Source organism: Bacillus sp. 2CMS4F (assembly GCF_023161785.1).
GTDB classification, from domain to species: Bacteria; Bacillota; Bacilli; order Bacillales; family Bacillaceae; genus Bacillus; species Bacillus halotolerans.
In genome coordinates this window covers 1-15,753 of the sequence record NZ_JALNTO010000006.1, presented here as the reverse complement: position 1 = coordinate 15,753, position 15,753 = coordinate 1, and the positions used below count along the sequence as shown (strand labels likewise).

Below are 15,753 nucleotides of genomic sequence, written 5' to 3'. Positions count from 1 at the left end.
AAGCTGGGAATTTACAATATAATGTAATTTGTGGATACTAAAGGAGGAGCCCTCATGCGCAGTTTGCAGGTGAAACGACATTACGCCGCATTAAAAGGATTTTATTTATTTGCTTTCCTGGGCACAGGCAGTATCATTCCGCTGCTCAGTATGTATTTAACAAAGGAACAGCATTTAAGCGGCTCACAAGTCGGCTTGATTATGTCACTCGGCCCGATTGTGATGATCTTTTTCCAGCCGTTTTGGGGTATGCTGAGCGATTATACGCAAAAAACAAAAAGCCTGCTTGCGGTTTGCACCTCGGTAACAGGTGTCATCGGGCTCGGCTACATCGCATTTGACGGCTTTCCGCTGTTTATTCTGATTGCGGCCTGCTTTGCAGCCTTTCAGAGCACAATCATTCCATTGTCAGACAGCATTTCTTTACGCTACACACAACAAACAAACGGAAACTACGGCGGAATCCGCCTGTTTGGTTCTCTCGGCTTCGGCACTGCGGTGTTTGTCATGGGACAGGTGACGAATCAGCTGTACCCCATCCACGTCATCTTTATCTTTGGCTGTGCCTTTCTGTGCATGGCAGCCATATTGGCCTCACAAATGCCGGGCCAGCAGAAAACAAAAACAAAGATCAATATCCGCAAAGGGTTCCGGGAGCTGGTCAGCAACAAAACGTTCCTCATCTTTATGATCATCACCTTTACGACATTTGCACCAAATTTAGCGAACAATACATACTTCAGTCTGTTTCTCGACAAAAGCGGCGCGTCTCTTTCCGTCATTGGCCTTTTATTTTTTATCGGAGTGATCTCAGAAATTCCGTTTATGAGGTTTGCGCAGAAATTCATAGATAAAATGGGATTGCTCAATGTCATCATACTGTCCGGCGGGGTTTCATTATTCAGATGGACGCTTTACTTCACAGAGCCTTCGTTATGGATCATTTATGCGACGGTATGTCTCCAAGGTGTTTCTATTGGTTTATTTATTCCGGCGGCGCTGCAATACGTCAAAAAGATTACCCCAAGCCATGTGGAGGCGACAGCGCTAACCATGTACGCCGCCATCGGCAACGGATTCGGCAACTGGTTCTGTACGTTTGTTGGCGGATACATTTTTGACTACGTTTCCATCTTCGCGGTCTATCTGCTCTTCGCCATTCTCAGCATAGCGGGTGCAGGGCTGACATTATATTTAATAAAAGCAGAAAAAAATAAACATACGCTTCATCAGCCGGCTGTTACTTTTAAACCATAACGACTATAATGAATAAAAAGAAAGGAAGTGTGCTATGAACGGGCAAGAGCGGAGCAGCATTTCTAAAGGATTACAGGTTGATATTGTCTTGAAAGCGGATCAAAAAACAGGAAAACTGACGCGAGGCACAGTGAAGGATATTTTGACGAAATCAAGCTATCACCCGCACGGCATTAAAGTCCGTCTTGAAGATGGCCGTATCGGACGCGTCCAGCAAATCATTTCTACATAAAAAGGCTGCCCTGCACCGGGGCAGCTTTTTTCTTTTTATTTTTTCTGCAGAAAGACAACCTTTAAGTAATTGCCTTCCGGATATGCTGACATCGTTTTAAAGTCCTCCGGCAATGTAAATTCCTCTATGATCGTATAGCGTTCATTTGTTTCTTTGAACGCGGCATCGATAAAGCCTTTGAATTTCTTCATTCCGAAGGCGCTGCTGTTTGTAGAGGCGACAATGATGCCCTTGTCGGCTGTAATGGCGATCGTTTCCTTTAGCAGATTTTTATAATCCTTGGCCGCGCTGAAGGTGCGTTTTTTTGTGCGGGCAAAGGATGGCGGGTCGAGAACAATCAGATCAAAGCGCAGATCCTTTTTCGCCGCATATGAGAAGTATTTAAAAACATCCATCACTTTAATATCGTGCGCCTCGTAATCCAGCTTGTTCACGCTGAATTGCTCGATCGTTTTGGCCAGGCTTCGATTTGCCACGTCCACGCTTGTTGTTTTCTCCGCTCCGCCTAATGCTGCCGCCACTGAGAACGCACCCGTATAAGAAAACGTGTTTAAAACGTTTTTTCCACTGGCATAGCGGTCTCTGATCGCTTTGCGCACATGTCTTTGATCTAAAAAGATGCCGGTCATGGCGCCTTCGTTTAAATCTACCGCGTATTGTATCCCGTTTTCTTGAATGATGATCGGGAACTCGCCTCTTTCTCCCTTCACGAAGTCATCATCCTCGACATACTGTCCAGCCGTATCGAAGCGTTTCTTTTCGTAAATCGCTTTATATTCAATATCCAGTTCATCCAGAGCGGCAATCAGCGTTTCTTTAAAAGTGTAAATGCCTTTGCTGTACCATTGGAGCAGCAGGTACCCGTCATAATAATCAACGGTTACGCCGCCGATGCCGTCGCCTTCACCGTTGAAGAGACGGAAAGCCGTTGTATCAGGCGCCGCAAAAAGGTTTGCACGCGCTTGTACCGCTTTTGTTAATTTGCTGAGGAAAAATGCTTGATCGATTTGTTCATTTTTATTGCGGGTAAGCGTCCAGCCGACCCCTTTGTTTTGCAGGCCGTAATAGCCCCTTGCGAGAAACTCGCCGCTTTCAGACACGACATCAACGAGGTCGCCTTCTTTGACGTGCCCCGCACTGCCGGTGAGAGCTTCCTTTTCGATGAGCGGATAGCCTTTTTTGATTTTTGCAGCATGTGCTTGCTTTAGGGTGAGTAGCTTCATATATGTTCGTCCTCTTTCTGTTTGCTTTTTCTTATCGTACCACAAAACGCCAAGATGTCTTCATTGACAGAAAGGAAAGGTTTTTCTACGATAGACAAAAAGAGTTTCTAGGAGGAACAGCATGGCAAAACGAATTGACCATACAGGCATTATGGTAAGAGATATTAACGCGTCCATTTCATTTTATGAAGAGGTTCTCGGCATGAAATTGAAGGACCGCATCACTCATACGAACGGTATTATCGAGCTTGCTTTTCTTGGCTTTGAAGATGGTCCGGAAACAGAAATCGAACTGATTCAAGGCTACAGCAGCGAGCTTCCCGCCGAAGGTAAAGTGCATCACATTGCCCTGCTGACTGATGACATCGCGGCCGAATATACAAAAGCGGAAAGAATGAATGCGAAATTTATCGACGAAGAGATCACAACACTTCCAAACGGGTATCGGTATTTTTATATCGAAGGTCCTGACGGCGAGTGGATTGAGTTCTTTCAGCGGTAAGAAAAAAGAACGTATCTCTGTTTAGAGGTACGTTCTTTTCTTATCTATACCAATTCATATACGTAGTTTCATCGCAAAACATGGCCTCCCAGCCCATACGCTGAACCATGTCATGAATGTTTTCATCTTTCGCAAGAAAAACATTCATGAATGAGTCGTATACACTCATAAACACAAAATCCATTTTCTCATCAGTCAAAATGAGCTCTGCGGCGGCTTCATCAAGAACTTTCCGCAAGTTAGCCTCAGTTGTGTCCAGAAAGCCGCTGTTTTCCACAATTGGTTCTGAGTAATAAAACCGATTGGACCCGTTGTAACGAAGCACTTTTACCAAACCGGGAATATGAAAATTTGAAATATGGTCCTCACTGGGATAAAAGAGATTTCCTTTTAAGTTCACATGTAAAAGTTCAGCCAAATCCTCTCTCGCGTACTCATCCCTTAAAGCAAATATCGATGTCTTCAAAGCCAGCGCCAGCTCTGCATGTGTTTGGAATCCGCATGAAGACATGATCTCTTTCCATGTAACTGCTTTTCCTTTTTCCCTTACTTCTTGATCATTTGGATAAATATGCTCATACTCATTTTTTCTCTTAGCTTTTTCCCACCCTTCAGGCATTTGAATAAAAGGAGAAAATAAAATAGCAGCTGATGTATATTCAACTGGTATTTGTTTTAAGATTGGTGATTCGTCATCTAACCATATGTATTCTAGCATGGGCACCCCCTTTACATATTCTAACATTTACTTATAGTTGATAGAAGATCATCAGCCCTTTAACAGCTGATGATCTATTACAGCTTACATCACGTCATATTTTTATCCCCGGATTCAACCGCACTCTCTTCGTTCCATTTTTGATGATCCCATATTCTGAAAAACGGATAGTAGATCGCACATGTAATGAGCAGGTTCACCAGCTGCATGACCGCTCCAGATACTTTTCCGCCTGTCGCCAGGTACCCTGATATGAGCGGCGGCATGGTCCATGGCACGGCGATTCCGGCGGGCCTTGCCACCAGTCCGGTGCTCATGCCGATATAAGTGGCGGTAATTGTGAGGAGCGGGGCTATGATGAACGGAACGATAAGGAGCGGGTTCATCACAATCGGCATGCCGAAAATGATCGGCTCGTTGATGTTAAATAGCGCAGGACCAATCCCTAATCGGCCGAGCTGCTTCATCTGTTTGCTCCGGGACCGCACAAGCATTGTGAGTACAAGCGCCAGCGTTGCTCCGCTTCCGCCGACATTGATCCAAATTTGAAAAAACTGAGTCGTAAAAATACTCGGCAGCGCCTCGCCCGCTTGAAACGCAAGACGGTTTGCATCCATGGCGCCATACCAAATCGGCGCCATAATACCGCCGATGATCGAAGCGCCGTGAATACCGCACGCCCAAAGCAGCATTTGCACGAATTCAGCGATCAGACTCCCGCCGAGGCTGCCCCCAAGGATGGAAAGCGGCGTACCGAGCAGGTCTCCGACGACATTGTGCAGGCTTTGAAAAGGCGTCATTTCAATCAGAAGACGCGCCAGCCATATAAGAAATACGATAATAAAGCCGGGAATCAGCGCGACAAATGATTTGCTTACCGCCGGCGGCACGCCGTCAGGCATGTTAAACACAATATTTTTTTGAATGATGTACCGATAGACTTCAGTCGAAAACAAGGCGATGATCATGGCGACAAACAGTCCCTTGCTGCCGAGCAATGTAATGGGAATTCCGCCTCCGACCATGATTGATTCTGTTGAGCCATCCGGCGTAAAAGGCACCTCGAACGGCGTTGCCAATAAGAAGGCTGCAATTGAAATCGCTCCGGCCGACAGGGCATCAACACCGTAGCTTTCCGCCAGCCGATAGGCGATCCCGAAAGCCGCAATCATTGCCATAATATCGAATGAAGCATTGACAGGATAGCCAAGCTTATCCGCCCACTGTTCCCCAAACACACTCGTCATAAAATCAGCATAACCGGGAATCGGCAGACTGGTTAATATCAAAAAGACAGAACCGATAATAATCAGCGGCATGGTCAAAACAATTCCGTCACGCAAAGCGCTGAGATGCCGCTGCCCGGCAATTTTCCCAGCGACAGGCATGATTTTTTCTTCCATCACCCGAGTGAACGCGCTCATCTGAAAAGCCCCCTTTTTTCACTGCTTTGTAAACAACCTTTGCAATGTTTTCTTTATCTTATTTTGAAAACGCTTACAAATTCATGCGGAAAATTTCCGCTTTCTGCGGAAAAAATCTGCATTCTTCTGAACAACCCTGTCAATGAAAAAATCTTTCCTTCTTATTATCAAAATCACATTTTCCTCCGATATATATATCAAACATCATAGAAAAAGGAGAAGAACCATGAAAAACACGTTTTGCAAACTTGTTGTATCAGTCACTCTGTTTTTCAGTTTTCTCGCCCTAGGACCTCTTGCACATGCAGAAACCAGCAGCGAGAAAGAGGTCATTGTGGTCTATAAAAACAAAGACGGCAAGGAAACCGTTCTGGACAGTGATGCTGAGGTTGAGCAGCAGTATCAGCATCTTCCGGCGGTAGCTGTCACAGCAGATCCAGAGACAGTAAAAGAATTCAAACAAGATCCTGATATTTTGTATGTCGAAAACAATGTCACGTTCACTGCAGCGGACAATACAGACCTCAAAGTACTGTCAGAGAAAGCCGACACCTCTGACAACTTCGAACAATGGAATCTTGAACCGATTCAGGTCAAACAGGCTTGGAAGGAGGGGCTGACAGGCAAAAACGTCAAAATAGCTGTCATTGACAGCGGGATCTCCCCCCACGACGACCTGTCGATTTCCGGCGGGTACTCAGCTGTCAGTTACACCTCTTCTTACAAAGACGATAACGGCCACGGAACACATGTCGCCGGGATTATCGGCGCTAAGCATAACGGCTACGGAATTGACGGCATCGCACCGGAAGCACAAATATATGCGGTTAAAGCGCTGGATCAGAACGGCTCGGGAGATCTTCAAGGTCTTCTCAAAGGGATCGACTGGTCGATAGCGAATGGAATGGATATCGTCAATATGAGTCTTGGCACATCTTCAGACAGCCAGATTCTTCATGACGCCATGGACAAAGCATATGAAAAAGGCGTACTGCTCGTTGCCGCAAGCGGAAATGAAGGAAACGGCAAGCCAGTAAATTACCCGGCGGCATACAGCAGTGTCGTTGCAGTGTCAGCGACAAATCAACACAATCAGCTCGCAGCCTTTTCAACAACAGGAAATCAAGTTGAATTTTCAGCACCGGGAACAGACATCACGAGCACGTATTTACATCAATATTATGCGACGGGAAGCGGCACATCCCAAGCGACACCGCACGCCGCTGCCATGTTTGCGTTATTAAAACAGCGTGATCCTGGTAACACGAACGTGCAGCTTCGCGCCCTCATGCAGAAAAACATCGTTGATCTCGGAATGACGGGCCGCGATCAGCAATTCGGCTATGGCCTGATCCGATATAAAGCCCAGCAGGCAGATAAAGCGTACGCGGCGGCTGAGCAAGCGGTCAAAAAAGCCGAACAGACAAAAACACAAGCCGATATCGACAAAGCGAAAAAGCTCGTCAGCAAGCTGCCGAATTCCAGCGCCAAAAAAGCTTTGCAAAAAAGACTGGATAACGTTCAGGCATACAGAAATGTAAAAGACGCGAAGGACAAAGTGGCAAAGGCAGAAAAGTATAAAACCCAGCAAACCGTTGATACAGCACAAGCCGCGATCAACAAACTGCCGAACGGCACGGATAAAAAGAACCTGCAAAAACGGTTAGATCAGGTCAAGCGCTATATCGCATTAAAGCAAGCAAAGGACAAAGTCGCCAAAGCGGAAAAAAGCAAAAAGAAAACAGATGTCAGCAGCGCTCAATCGGCAGTCAGCAAGCTTCCGACAGGCTCAGAAAAAACGTCCCTGCAGAAGCGTCTCAACAAAGTGAAAAGCAGCAATGTAAAAACGGCGCAGCAATCAGTCGCCGCAGCGGAAAAGAAATCAACTGACGCAAACGTGGCGAAAGCCCAAAAGGCCGTCAATGAACTTCAGTCCGGAAAAGACAAAACGTCATTGCAAAAACGGTTAGATAAAGTGAAGAAAAAAGTGGCGGCAGCAGAAGCCAAAAAAGTCGAAACGGCCAAAGCAAAAGTGAAAAAAGCGGAAAAAGACAAGACAAAAAAATCAAAAACAGCTGCTCAGTCCGCAGTCAATCAATTAAAAGCATCCCATGAAAAAACAAAGCTGCAAAAACGGCTGAACGCCGTTAAGCTGAAGAAATAATTAAAAAACCTTTAAGACGTAACACTCGTTTTAAAGGTTTTTTCGTCTGTTAAACTGTGTACGCAACCTTTTTCCCATTTGCTTCACAGGCTTTTCATACTATTGCTATCCTGCTGTGAACAGCATAAAATGAACGTTACTACAGATATCAACTGCATATTGCGGGATTGTGACTGGCAAGCAGGCAAGACCCAACGATGCAAAGGGAGTATTAGTGCCTAGAAAAAGAAAGGCATTTTAACTCTTCTTTTCGTGTTGGGCTCGTAACGGCGCCAATGACATTTCTGCTTTATATGTTTCGTAATGCCCCGTCACCCGACGAGGGCATTTTTTGATGGCTCTGCACGCTTTACATTTTTCTCACTTTTTTCATTTTGATTGTCAACTTTTCATTTGATACGATGAACAAGCCGACTTTTCTTCAGCAGAGGAGGTTTTTATTGTTTGCAAAAAGAAATTGCGAAAGAATTATTGCTCCTCGCAGGAGGAAAAAGCAACATTATCAGCATCAGCCACTGTACAACTCGTCTTCGTTTTGAAGTAAAGGATGAAACGAAAATCGACATACGTGCTATTGAGAATCTGCAAGGTGTGCAGGGCACCTTTTTCAGATATGGCCTGTTCCAGATTATTTTTGGGGCGGGTATCGTCAACAAAATTTATAAAGAAGTCGTTTGTGTGTGGGAGGCAGCGCCTTCTGAAGAGGCTGTTCAAGAGAAACATGCCAGACGCAAACTGAACCCCGTCACAACATTTGCTAAAACGCTGTCCGATATTTTCATGCCGATTATCCCGGCGATAACAGCAAACGGGTTGCTCATGGGGCTGATCGGCATGATTCAGGTCTTTCACTGGTTCTCTGCCGACAGCCCGTGGATCAAAATGCTGGATCTCGTGTCCAGCACCGCCTTTATTCTGCTGCCGATTTTGGTTGGCTTCAGTGCCGCCAGACAATTTGGCAGCAACCCATTTTTAGGGGCATTGATAGGAGGGCTTCTGACTCATCCCGATTTGCTTGATCCATCCATGCTCGGCAGCAAAACCCCCGCTTCCTTGGACATATGGGGGCTGCACATTCCATTGATGGGCTATCAGGGCGCCATTATACCGATTCTTCTCTCCATTTATATTATGAGCAAAATTGAGAAGCTTTTAAAAACGATTGTGCCCAAGTCACTTGATGTCGTGATCATTCCCTTTATCACTGTGATGGTGACAGGATGTCTCGCGCTGATTGTGATGAACCCCGCCGCAGCTATCATCGGCCAGGTCATATCACAATCGATTGAATACATTTATCACCACGCGGGCATTGCTGCCGGAGCTCTTTTCGGGGGCATCTATTCCACTATCGTTCTATCAGGCTTGCATCATAGCTTTTATGCGATTGAAGCGACTTTGCTTGCTGACCCTCATGTGGGTGTGAACTTTTTGGTGCCGATATGGTCAATGGCGAATGTGGCGCAAGGCGGAGCGGGACTGGCGGTTTTCTTCAAAACGAAGCAGTCAGGCCTGAAGAAAATCGCGCTCCCCGCTTCCCTTACCGCGTTTTTAGGCATTGTGGAGCCAATTGTTTTCGGAGTAAATGTGAAGCTGATCCGCCCCTTTATCGGAGCCGCTATTGGAGGCGCTCTCGGCGGGGCGTATGTAGTTGGGGCACACGTCGTTTCGAATTCCTACGGACTGACCGGCATCCCGATGATTTCAATCGTGCTGCCGTTTGGCATTGCGAATTTTGTTCATTATATGATCGGTTTTTTGATCGCGGCCGTCTCTGCTTTTATAGCTACATTGTTTCTCGGGTTTAAAGAAGAGACAGAATAACTGGATTTATTCGATTTCATTCATAAAACGGGGGATGAAAGGACAAAAAGCTATGAAAATTAAAAGAATATTAAATCATAATGCAATCGTCGTAAAGGATCAAAATGAAGAGAAGATTCTCTTGGGTGCAGGAATTGCGTTCGACAAAAGAAAAAATGATATTGTCGATCCGTCTAAAATCGAAAAAACATTCGTCAGAAAAGATACACCTGACTATAAACAATTCGAAGAGATTTTAGAAACATTGCCGGAAGACCATATTCAAATCTCCGAGCAAATTATTTCCCATGCTGAACAAGAACTGAACATCAAAATCAACGAACGGATTCACGTTGCGTTTTCAGACCACATCTCATTTGCGATCGAACGCCTGAGCAACGGAATGGTCATCAAAAATCCGCTGCTGAATGAGATCAAAGTTCTTTATCCGAAGGAATTCCAAATTGGCATGTGGGCTAGAGCGCTGATTAAAGAGAAACTGGGCATTGAGATTCCTGAGGATGAAATCGGCAATATCGCCATGCACATTCACACAGCGAGAAACAACGCCGGCGACATGACACAGACACTTGATATTACAACGATGATCCGTGATATTATCGGCATTATTGAAACCCAGCTGTCGATCAACATTGTGGAGGATACCATTTCTTACGAAAGGCTTGTGACCCATTTGCGCTTTGCCATTCAGCATATCAAAGCAGGCGAAACCATTTACGAGCTGGATTCAGAAATGATCGCCATCATTAAAGAAAGATTCAAGGATGCTTTCCTATGCGCCAAAAGCATCGGCACATTTGTGAAAAAAGAATACGGCTTTGAATTTCCTGAAAAAGAATTGTGCTATATCGCCATGCATATTCAGCGCTTTTATCATCGGTCAGTGGCCCGCTGACAAACAAAAAAACGCTTTTGATCATCTCAAAAGCGTTTTTTCATATATAGATTATTGATTGATGGCCGGGTTTCCGATCGTATTCCACTTTGTATAGGACATGTAATGGAAATACTCATCGCGATACGGATGTTTTGTATTGGAGTTCCAAGGCTTTTCTCCGCCGCAGAAGTGGACGATTGCCGGATTTTCTCTCGTTTCATTATATTGCTTCCGTCCTAACAGTGTCGGAGGTGTTTTCAGTTTTAACATGATGTATGTTTGAGCGTTCCAGCGCGGATGAAGCTCATACCACTTATCATATAAGATCGCGTTCAGCGCATCTTGGTCATGTAACACAAGAAAATCTTCAGAACCGTTTTCATTGATAAAGTTGAGAACTTTTTCTGTGATGTTTTGCTTTCTCCAAGGTTCCATATCAATAACCATAATACCCGAGTTAAAATATTTTCCCGTGTCAGTGATATTCATTTCTTTCAAACGTTCATGCTGCCCCGCATCTTCCACAGCAGCAACGGTGTATGGAGCGATGTCCAAATCCCATAGTTTCGAAATATCCTCAAGGACAAGTGCATCACAATCGACATAAATCATCCGCTTAATGCTCTCATCCTTAATTAAGTCAGGAATCGAAATGCGGTAATACGCCGCTTTTGTAATGTGGCTGCTTTCCACCGCATGTTCATACTGGTTGGCATCCACTTCTAAAAACTCAATCGGCACGCCGAACTTCAATGTGGTTTCTTCCAGCCTTTTTTTGTTATCAGGCTCAATTCCCCCATCAATCACATATAGCTTTACTTTTCTGTTCTGGTCCATGTTTGTCAATAAAGAAACGAACATCCCACCTAAATGACGAGCATAATTATCATCTGCGCATGATACGATATGCATAATTTCATCTTTCTTCAATGGTATTCATCTCCCTTTGTGTTGTACAAGTTACATTCCCTTTTTCAGAAAATTAAACACTAATCTCCATTATTTTTTTAAATAGAATGTGCTATACAACAAAAAAGGTGTTATTTTTTGAACATCCGATAAAGCCAATAAAGGATGAAAAAGCTCGCGATCGTAATGGCTTCAGCTGAGGCGATATACCAAGGCCAAGGCCCGAGAACATCCAATAGCGAAGAACCGCCCGGCTTTTTCGTTAAATACATATAATTCGCTTTCAGCCAGCGGTCAACCAGATAAATGATTCCTCCGTACAGATTGACAATCAATACAGTCACCCATAAAGAGCGCTGTCTGAGTCTGTACGTGCCAATCACCGCCATAAGCAGACAGGACAGAAACACGGATCCGTGCGAAATAAAAAAGAGAATATACCGCACATGCGGAAATGAGAACATACCAAGGTCTGGGGTCAGAAGCGCCTGAAGCGAGCTTCCGATGCCGACAAAATACAAAAACACAAACAGCTTTCTGCTCTTTGTCACCAGCATAATAGCTGATAAATACACAGACAAGTCACTCAGCTGAAGAGGCAGAGAAGTCCGCACCGACCACCTGCCCGCGGCGATCATCCATATTTGGTAACCAATTTGTGAAGCAAGCAAAAGAAACACAAACAAATAGCGCAGAAATGTACTGAATGCTGGCCGGCTGAGTGGCCGGCTGAACAAAAACAAAAGAATGGCAAGCATGCCGATCAATCCTAATGTCATTGCATGCTCTGTCGAAAACAGATGAAACGGATCGTGTTTATACACGCCTTGAACATATTTTTGCACAACTGCACCCCCGTCTGCGGGTTTTTCTTTATTGTGGTGTTCTTTTGGCTTTTTTTATGCAACCGAAAAATATAGGCTTGAAGTTCACCATCGTCTCTGCTACAATTCATTTCATAGCTAATGATTCTGATAATTTAAGGCGGCGACAAATGGAACGTTTAGATAAACAGCAGCAGCTTCGCAAAGAAGAGCATGACACACTCAGCAAGCTTAAACAAATGCCCGTTGAGTCACTAAACCTGGAAGCCATTTCGATCGCGACGAACCTGTATCGGTCTGCGCAAAGGCTCCGTGTCAAAATGGAGACTGAGGTTCTTTCTTCTTACAAATTATCTTGGACCGCTTTCTCCATTCTTTACGATCTATGGGTATGGGGCAAACTCGAAACGAGAAAAATCGCTGAGCTGTCAGGCATTTCAACAGCAACAGCAAGCAACGTGATCAAAACGCTCGAAAAAAAGGGCTTTTGCTCCAAAAGCATCGATCCCAGAGATCGGCGACTGGTTTTTGTCACAATCACTGAATCCGGCAAACAAGCGATCGAAGCACTCTACCCCGAGTTTCACAAAGGGGAAACGGAATTGATTACGGGCATGACAAAAGAGGAGCAGAAAACCCTGACAGGACTGCTTAGAAAAGTAGCGGACAATCTTCATACATCATAAGCTTTGACGGGAATCCAGTAGCGGTTTGTCTCCCTGTTTCAGAGAGCCGGCGGAAGGTGCGAGCCGGCACACAGGCAAAAGCGAATTACCTCCCCGAGCTTTCTTTGTGAACGTTAGTAGCAAAGGACGGGAAACCGTTATTCGAATGAGCGGAAGACAATGTCTTCAACCAGGGTGGTACCGCGTGCATTGAGCCACGTCCCTTATCGGGATGCGGCTCTTTTTGTGTTTCTAAAAAAGGAGGAAGAACGATGAAAACATTTGATCAGCTCACAGCAGCACAGCAAAAAGAAGTCGAAAGACAGCTTGATCTATATATGACAGGCGCCCAAGAAGTCATACCGCCGGAGGAATTAAAGGCCAAGCTTGTCAAATCGATTGCGGCAGGCACACCGCTAAAAATTAAACTCGGATTAGACCCTTCTGCACCGGATGTTCATCTGGGACATACGGTCGTTTTAAACAAGCTTCGCCAATTTCAAGAAAACGGCCACATTGTGCAGCTCTTGATTGGCGATTTCACAGGAAAAATCGGTGATCCGACAGGCAAGTCCGCGGCCAGAAAACAGCTGACTGATGAAGAAGTCCAGCACAACGCCAAAACATACTTCCAGCAATTCGGGAAAGTGCTTGATCCAGAAAAAGTCGAGCTGCACTACAACTCGAAATGGCTGAAAACATTGCATCTGGAGGACGTTATTGACTTGGCAGGCAAAATAACAGTAGCCCGCCTGATGGAACGCGATGACTTTGAAGAACGCATCGCCATGCAAAAGCCGATCTCCCTGCATGAATTCTTTTACCCGTTGATGCAGGGATACGATTCCGTCGTTCTGGAAAGCGATATTGAATTAGGAGGAACAGACCAGCATTTCAATGTGCTGATGGGGCGGCATTTTCAAGAACGATACAACAAAGAAAAACAAGTCGTCATCCTGATGCCGCTGTTGGAAGGCTTGGACGGTGTTGAGAAAATGTCGAAATCGAAACACAACTACATCGGCATTGACGAACATCCGAACGACATGTACGGGAAAACAATGTCACTGCCCGACAGCCTGATGAAAAAATACATTCATTTGGCAACGGACTTGGAGCTTGAAGAGAAAAAACGGCTCGTGAAGGACTTAGAAACCGGCGCCGTTCACCCAAGAGATGCCAAAATGCTTTTAGCCAAAACGATTGTCCGAATGTACCACGGATTAGAAACCGCTGAAGCAGCCGAACAATCTTTCAAAACAGTCTTTCAGGAAAACAGCCTGCCTGAGGATATTCCGGCTGTGAACTGGAAAGGCGAGAAAACGATCGCGATGATCGATCTGCTCGTCACTCTTGATCTTCTCTCCTCGAAAAGCGAGGCGCGCCGCATGATTCAAAACGGCGGTGTCCGGATTAACGGAGAGAAAATAACAGACATTCACGCCGATGCAGAGATAGAGGAGAATATGATCATCCAGGTCGGCAAACGCAAGTTTTTAAAACTCCGATAATTTGATGTCCTGACGCTTATGAAATCGGCTTTCATAAGCGTTTTTTTTGCAGGTATAAAGAACTGTCTTTTCAAAAATGCGCTTCAGTTTGCAGGAAAATCCTTTAGCATCCCGAAATATTCCCCATCCAAACATTAGGGGAGGTTCATGTTTATGAAAAAGCTTTTGACTGTAATGACGATGGCCGTTTTAACGGCCGGCACGGTTCTCTTGCCGGCACAGAGTGTCACCCCTGCTGCGCATGCTGTTCAAATATCAGATAGCCAGCGGGAGCTCCCATTCAAAGCAAAGCGCGCATACTCAACCATTTCTCAGCTTAGTGAAACAATCGGCCCCAGAATAGCCGGGACATCTGCCGAAAAAAAGAGTGCCTTATGGATCGCTTCATCCTTGAAAAAATTAAAACTCGATGTGAAGGTTCAAACGTTTGGCATTCCTGACCGACTTGAAGGAACGCTATCCTCAGAAGGCCGTGAGATTCTCATTCGGGCGGCATCCGGCTCTACACCAACTGAAGAAAAGGGCCTCAACGCTCCGCTGTATCACGCCGGTTTAGGATATCCTGATGATTTCTCCGCTGACGCCAAGGGGAAAATCGCTTTGATTTCAAGAGGAGACCTGACATTTTATGAGAAAGCCAGGAATGCCGAGGCGGCCGGCGCAACGGCTGTGATCATTTACAATAATAAGGAAAGCCTTGTGCCTGTCACCCCAAATCTATCAGGAAATACAGTCAGCATTCCTGTCGTCGGAATTAAGAAAGAAGACGGTGAAACTCTTATCCAGCAAAAAGAAGCAACCTTACAACTAAAAGCATTCTCAAACCAAACCTCCCAGAACATCATCGGTATCAAAAAATCAAAGAACATCAAAAATCCTGATATTGTGTACGTTACAGCCCATTATGACAGTGTTCCTTTCTCGCCCGGCGCAAATGACAACGGATCAGGCACATCTGTTATGCTGGAAATGGCACGCGTCTTGAAAAGCATCCCTTCTGACAAGGAAATCCGCTTTATCGCCTTTGGCGCTGAAGAGCTCGGCCTGCTCGGCTCCTCTCATTATGTAGATCATCTATCAGAAAAAGAGTTGAAACGAAGCGAAGTAAACTTCAACTTAGACATGGTCGGTACAAGCTGGGAGAATGCGTCTGAGCTGTATGTCAACACATTGGACGGACAATCTAACGATGTTTGGGAATCCAGCCATACGGCCGCTGAAAAAATTGGATTCGACCGCCTGTCTCTGACACAGGGAGGCTCATCCGATCACGTACCGTTCCATGAAGCCGGCATAGATTCCGCTAACTTTATTTGGGGAGATCCGGAAACAGAAGACGTAGAGCCGTGGTACCATACCCCTGAAGACTCTATCGAACATATCAGCAAAGAACGCCTTCAGCAGGCTGGCGACCTTGTGACAGCCTCTGTCTATGAAGCTGTGAAAAAAGAGGAAAAACCAACCGGCAAGAAGGCACATATCAAGGCAAAAGCCTCTGATATTTATGAAGATATCAAATAAAAAAAGACGGCACATTGCTGCCGTCCAGGCTGTCGAGAAAATCTCGACAGCCTTTATTTTTTCTTAAAATATCCATTCTCATGTAATAAAATAAAAGAAAGA

Annotated in this window: 14 protein-coding genes and 1 other annotated feature; of the genes, 9 read left to right on the top strand and 5 right to left on the bottom strand. The window is 45.2% G+C overall.

Going from position 1 to position 15,753, the window contains the following annotated elements; all coding sequences use genetic code 11:
* Window positions 1-54: 54 nt before the first annotated feature.
* Window positions 55-1,257: an MFS transporter gene (locus tag MTN95_RS10530; protein ID WP_248338095.1), complete on the top strand. Its 1,203-nt coding sequence runs from the start codon at window positions 55-57 to the stop codon at window positions 1,255-1,257.
* A gap of 34 nt (window positions 1,258-1,291) precedes the next feature.
* Window positions 1,292-1,489 carry a YwbE family protein gene (locus tag MTN95_RS10525; RefSeq protein ID WP_010332373.1) on the top strand — a complete coding sequence of 66 codons (198 nt, stop codon included), beginning with the start codon at window positions 1,292-1,294 and terminating at the stop codon, window positions 1,487-1,489.
* 35 nt (window positions 1,490-1,524) lie between these two features.
* Here the strand turns inward: MTN95_RS10525 and MTN95_RS10520 are convergent, their stop codons facing one another.
* A complete protein-coding gene (locus MTN95_RS10520; protein WP_105954465.1) occupies window positions 1,525-2,712 on the bottom strand; it encodes a class I SAM-dependent rRNA methyltransferase in 1,188 nt (395 codons plus the stop codon).
* Window positions 2,713-2,833: 121 nt separating this feature from the next.
* Between MTN95_RS10520 and glxA the strand changes: the two genes are divergently transcribed.
* On the top strand, window positions 2,834-3,214 hold the full coding sequence (gene glxA / locus MTN95_RS10515; protein WP_010332375.1) for a glyoxalase GlxA: 381 nt from the start codon (window positions 2,834-2,836) through the stop codon (window positions 3,212-3,214).
* A 40-nt stretch (window positions 3,215-3,254) separates the two neighbouring features.
* Here glxA and MTN95_RS10510 read toward each other — a convergent pair whose 3' ends face one another.
* Both MTN95_RS10510 and celB read right to left on the bottom strand, forming a co-directional pair.
* Window positions 3,255-3,932 (bottom strand): DUF2711 family protein, encoded by a 678-nt coding sequence (locus MTN95_RS10510; RefSeq protein WP_105954466.1) that lies wholly within the window; start codon window positions 3,930-3,932, stop codon window positions 3,255-3,257.
* An 89-nt stretch (window positions 3,933-4,021) separates the two neighbouring features.
* Complete coding sequence (celB, locus tag MTN95_RS10505) at window positions 4,022-5,356, bottom strand: PTS cellobiose transporter subunit IIC (protein ID WP_248338093.1); 1,335 nt, start codon at window positions 5,354-5,356, stop codon at window positions 4,022-4,024.
* A 226-nt stretch (window positions 5,357-5,582) separates the two neighbouring features.
* Between celB and MTN95_RS10500 the strand changes: the two genes are divergently transcribed.
* From MTN95_RS10500 to MTN95_RS10490, 3 genes are all read left to right on the top strand, one after another.
* A complete protein-coding gene (locus MTN95_RS10500) occupies window positions 5,583-7,520 on the top strand; it encodes a minor protease Epr (protein ID WP_248338091.1) in 1,938 nt (645 codons plus the stop codon).
* A gap of 444 nt (window positions 7,521-7,964) precedes the next feature.
* Window positions 7,965-9,344 carry a sucrose-specific PTS transporter subunit IIBC gene (locus tag MTN95_RS10495; protein ID WP_248338089.1) on the top strand — a complete coding sequence of 460 codons (1,380 nt, stop codon included), beginning with the start codon at window positions 7,965-7,967 and terminating at the stop codon, window positions 9,342-9,344.
* 52 nt (window positions 9,345-9,396) lie between these two features.
* Entirely contained in the window at window positions 9,397-10,239 is an 843-nt protein-coding gene (locus MTN95_RS10490) for a PRD domain-containing protein (protein WP_248338087.1), read from the top strand.
* Between the two features lie 51 nt (window positions 10,240-10,290).
* Here MTN95_RS10490 and MTN95_RS10485 read toward each other — a convergent pair whose 3' ends face one another.
* Together MTN95_RS10485 and MTN95_RS10480 are read right to left on the bottom strand one after the other, a co-directional pair.
* A complete protein-coding gene (locus MTN95_RS10485; RefSeq protein WP_044159962.1) occupies window positions 10,291-11,151 on the bottom strand; it encodes a glycosyltransferase family 8 protein in 861 nt (286 codons plus the stop codon).
* 110 nt (window positions 11,152-11,261) lie between these two features.
* The gene (locus MTN95_RS10480) at window positions 11,262-11,975 is read right to left on the bottom strand and encodes a YwaF family protein (protein WP_248338085.1); all 714 of its coding nucleotides are present in this window, start codon (window positions 11,973-11,975) and stop codon (window positions 11,262-11,264) included.
* Between the two features lie 149 nt (window positions 11,976-12,124).
* On the opposite strand from MTN95_RS10480, the gene MTN95_RS10475 reads away from it, so the two are divergent.
* The 3 genes from MTN95_RS10475 (at window position 12,125) to MTN95_RS10465 (ending at window position 15,651) form a co-directional block, all read left to right on the top strand.
* Window positions 12,125-12,640: a MarR family transcriptional regulator gene (locus tag MTN95_RS10475; protein ID WP_248338080.1), complete on the top strand. Its 516-nt coding sequence runs from the start codon at window positions 12,125-12,127 to the stop codon at window positions 12,638-12,640.
* Window positions 12,635-12,847 (top strand) — a binding site (T-box leader). (Overlaps the previous gene by 6 nt.)
* Before the next feature lie 44 nt (window positions 12,848-12,891).
* Window positions 12,892-14,130, top strand: a complete 1,239-nt coding sequence (tyrS, locus tag MTN95_RS10470; protein WP_248338078.1) for a tyrosine--tRNA ligase — start codon at window positions 12,892-12,894, stop codon at window positions 14,128-14,130.
* Between the two features lie 153 nt (window positions 14,131-14,283).
* A complete protein-coding gene (locus tag MTN95_RS10465; protein ID WP_248338076.1) occupies window positions 14,284-15,651 on the top strand; it encodes a M28 family metallopeptidase in 1,368 nt (455 codons plus the stop codon).
* The last annotated feature ends 102 nt before the right edge of the window (window positions 15,652-15,753 follow it).

Coding starts and splice junctions, on each gene's coding strand:
- MTN95_RS10530 (WP_248338095.1), top strand. CDS start 55: ATGCGCAGTTTGCAGGTGAAACGACATTACGCCGCATTAAAAGGATTT.
- MTN95_RS10525 (WP_010332373.1), top strand. CDS start 1,292: ATGAACGGGCAAGAGCGGAGCAGCATTTCTAAAGGATTACAGGTTGAT.
- MTN95_RS10520 (WP_105954465.1), bottom strand. CDS start 2,712: ATGAAGCTACTCACCCTAAAGCAAGCACATGCTGCAAAAATCAAAAAA.
- glxA (WP_010332375.1), top strand. CDS start 2,834: ATGGCAAAACGAATTGACCATACAGGCATTATGGTAAGAGATATTAAC.
- MTN95_RS10510 (WP_105954466.1), bottom strand. CDS start 3,932: ATGCTAGAATACATATGGTTAGATGACGAATCACCAATCTTAAAACAA.
- celB (WP_248338093.1), bottom strand. CDS start 5,356: ATGAGCGCGTTCACTCGGGTGATGGAAGAAAAAATCATGCCTGTCGCT.
- MTN95_RS10500 (WP_248338091.1), top strand. CDS start 5,583: ATGAAAAACACGTTTTGCAAACTTGTTGTATCAGTCACTCTGTTTTTC.
- MTN95_RS10490 (WP_248338087.1), top strand. CDS start 9,397: ATGAAAATTAAAAGAATATTAAATCATAATGCAATCGTCGTAAAGGAT.
- MTN95_RS10475 (WP_248338080.1), top strand. CDS start 12,125: ATGGAACGTTTAGATAAACAGCAGCAGCTTCGCAAAGAAGAGCATGAC.
- tyrS (WP_248338078.1), top strand. CDS start 12,892: ATGAAAACATTTGATCAGCTCACAGCAGCACAGCAAAAAGAAGTCGAA.
- MTN95_RS10465 (WP_248338076.1), top strand. CDS start 14,284: ATGAAAAAGCTTTTGACTGTAATGACGATGGCCGTTTTAACGGCCGGC.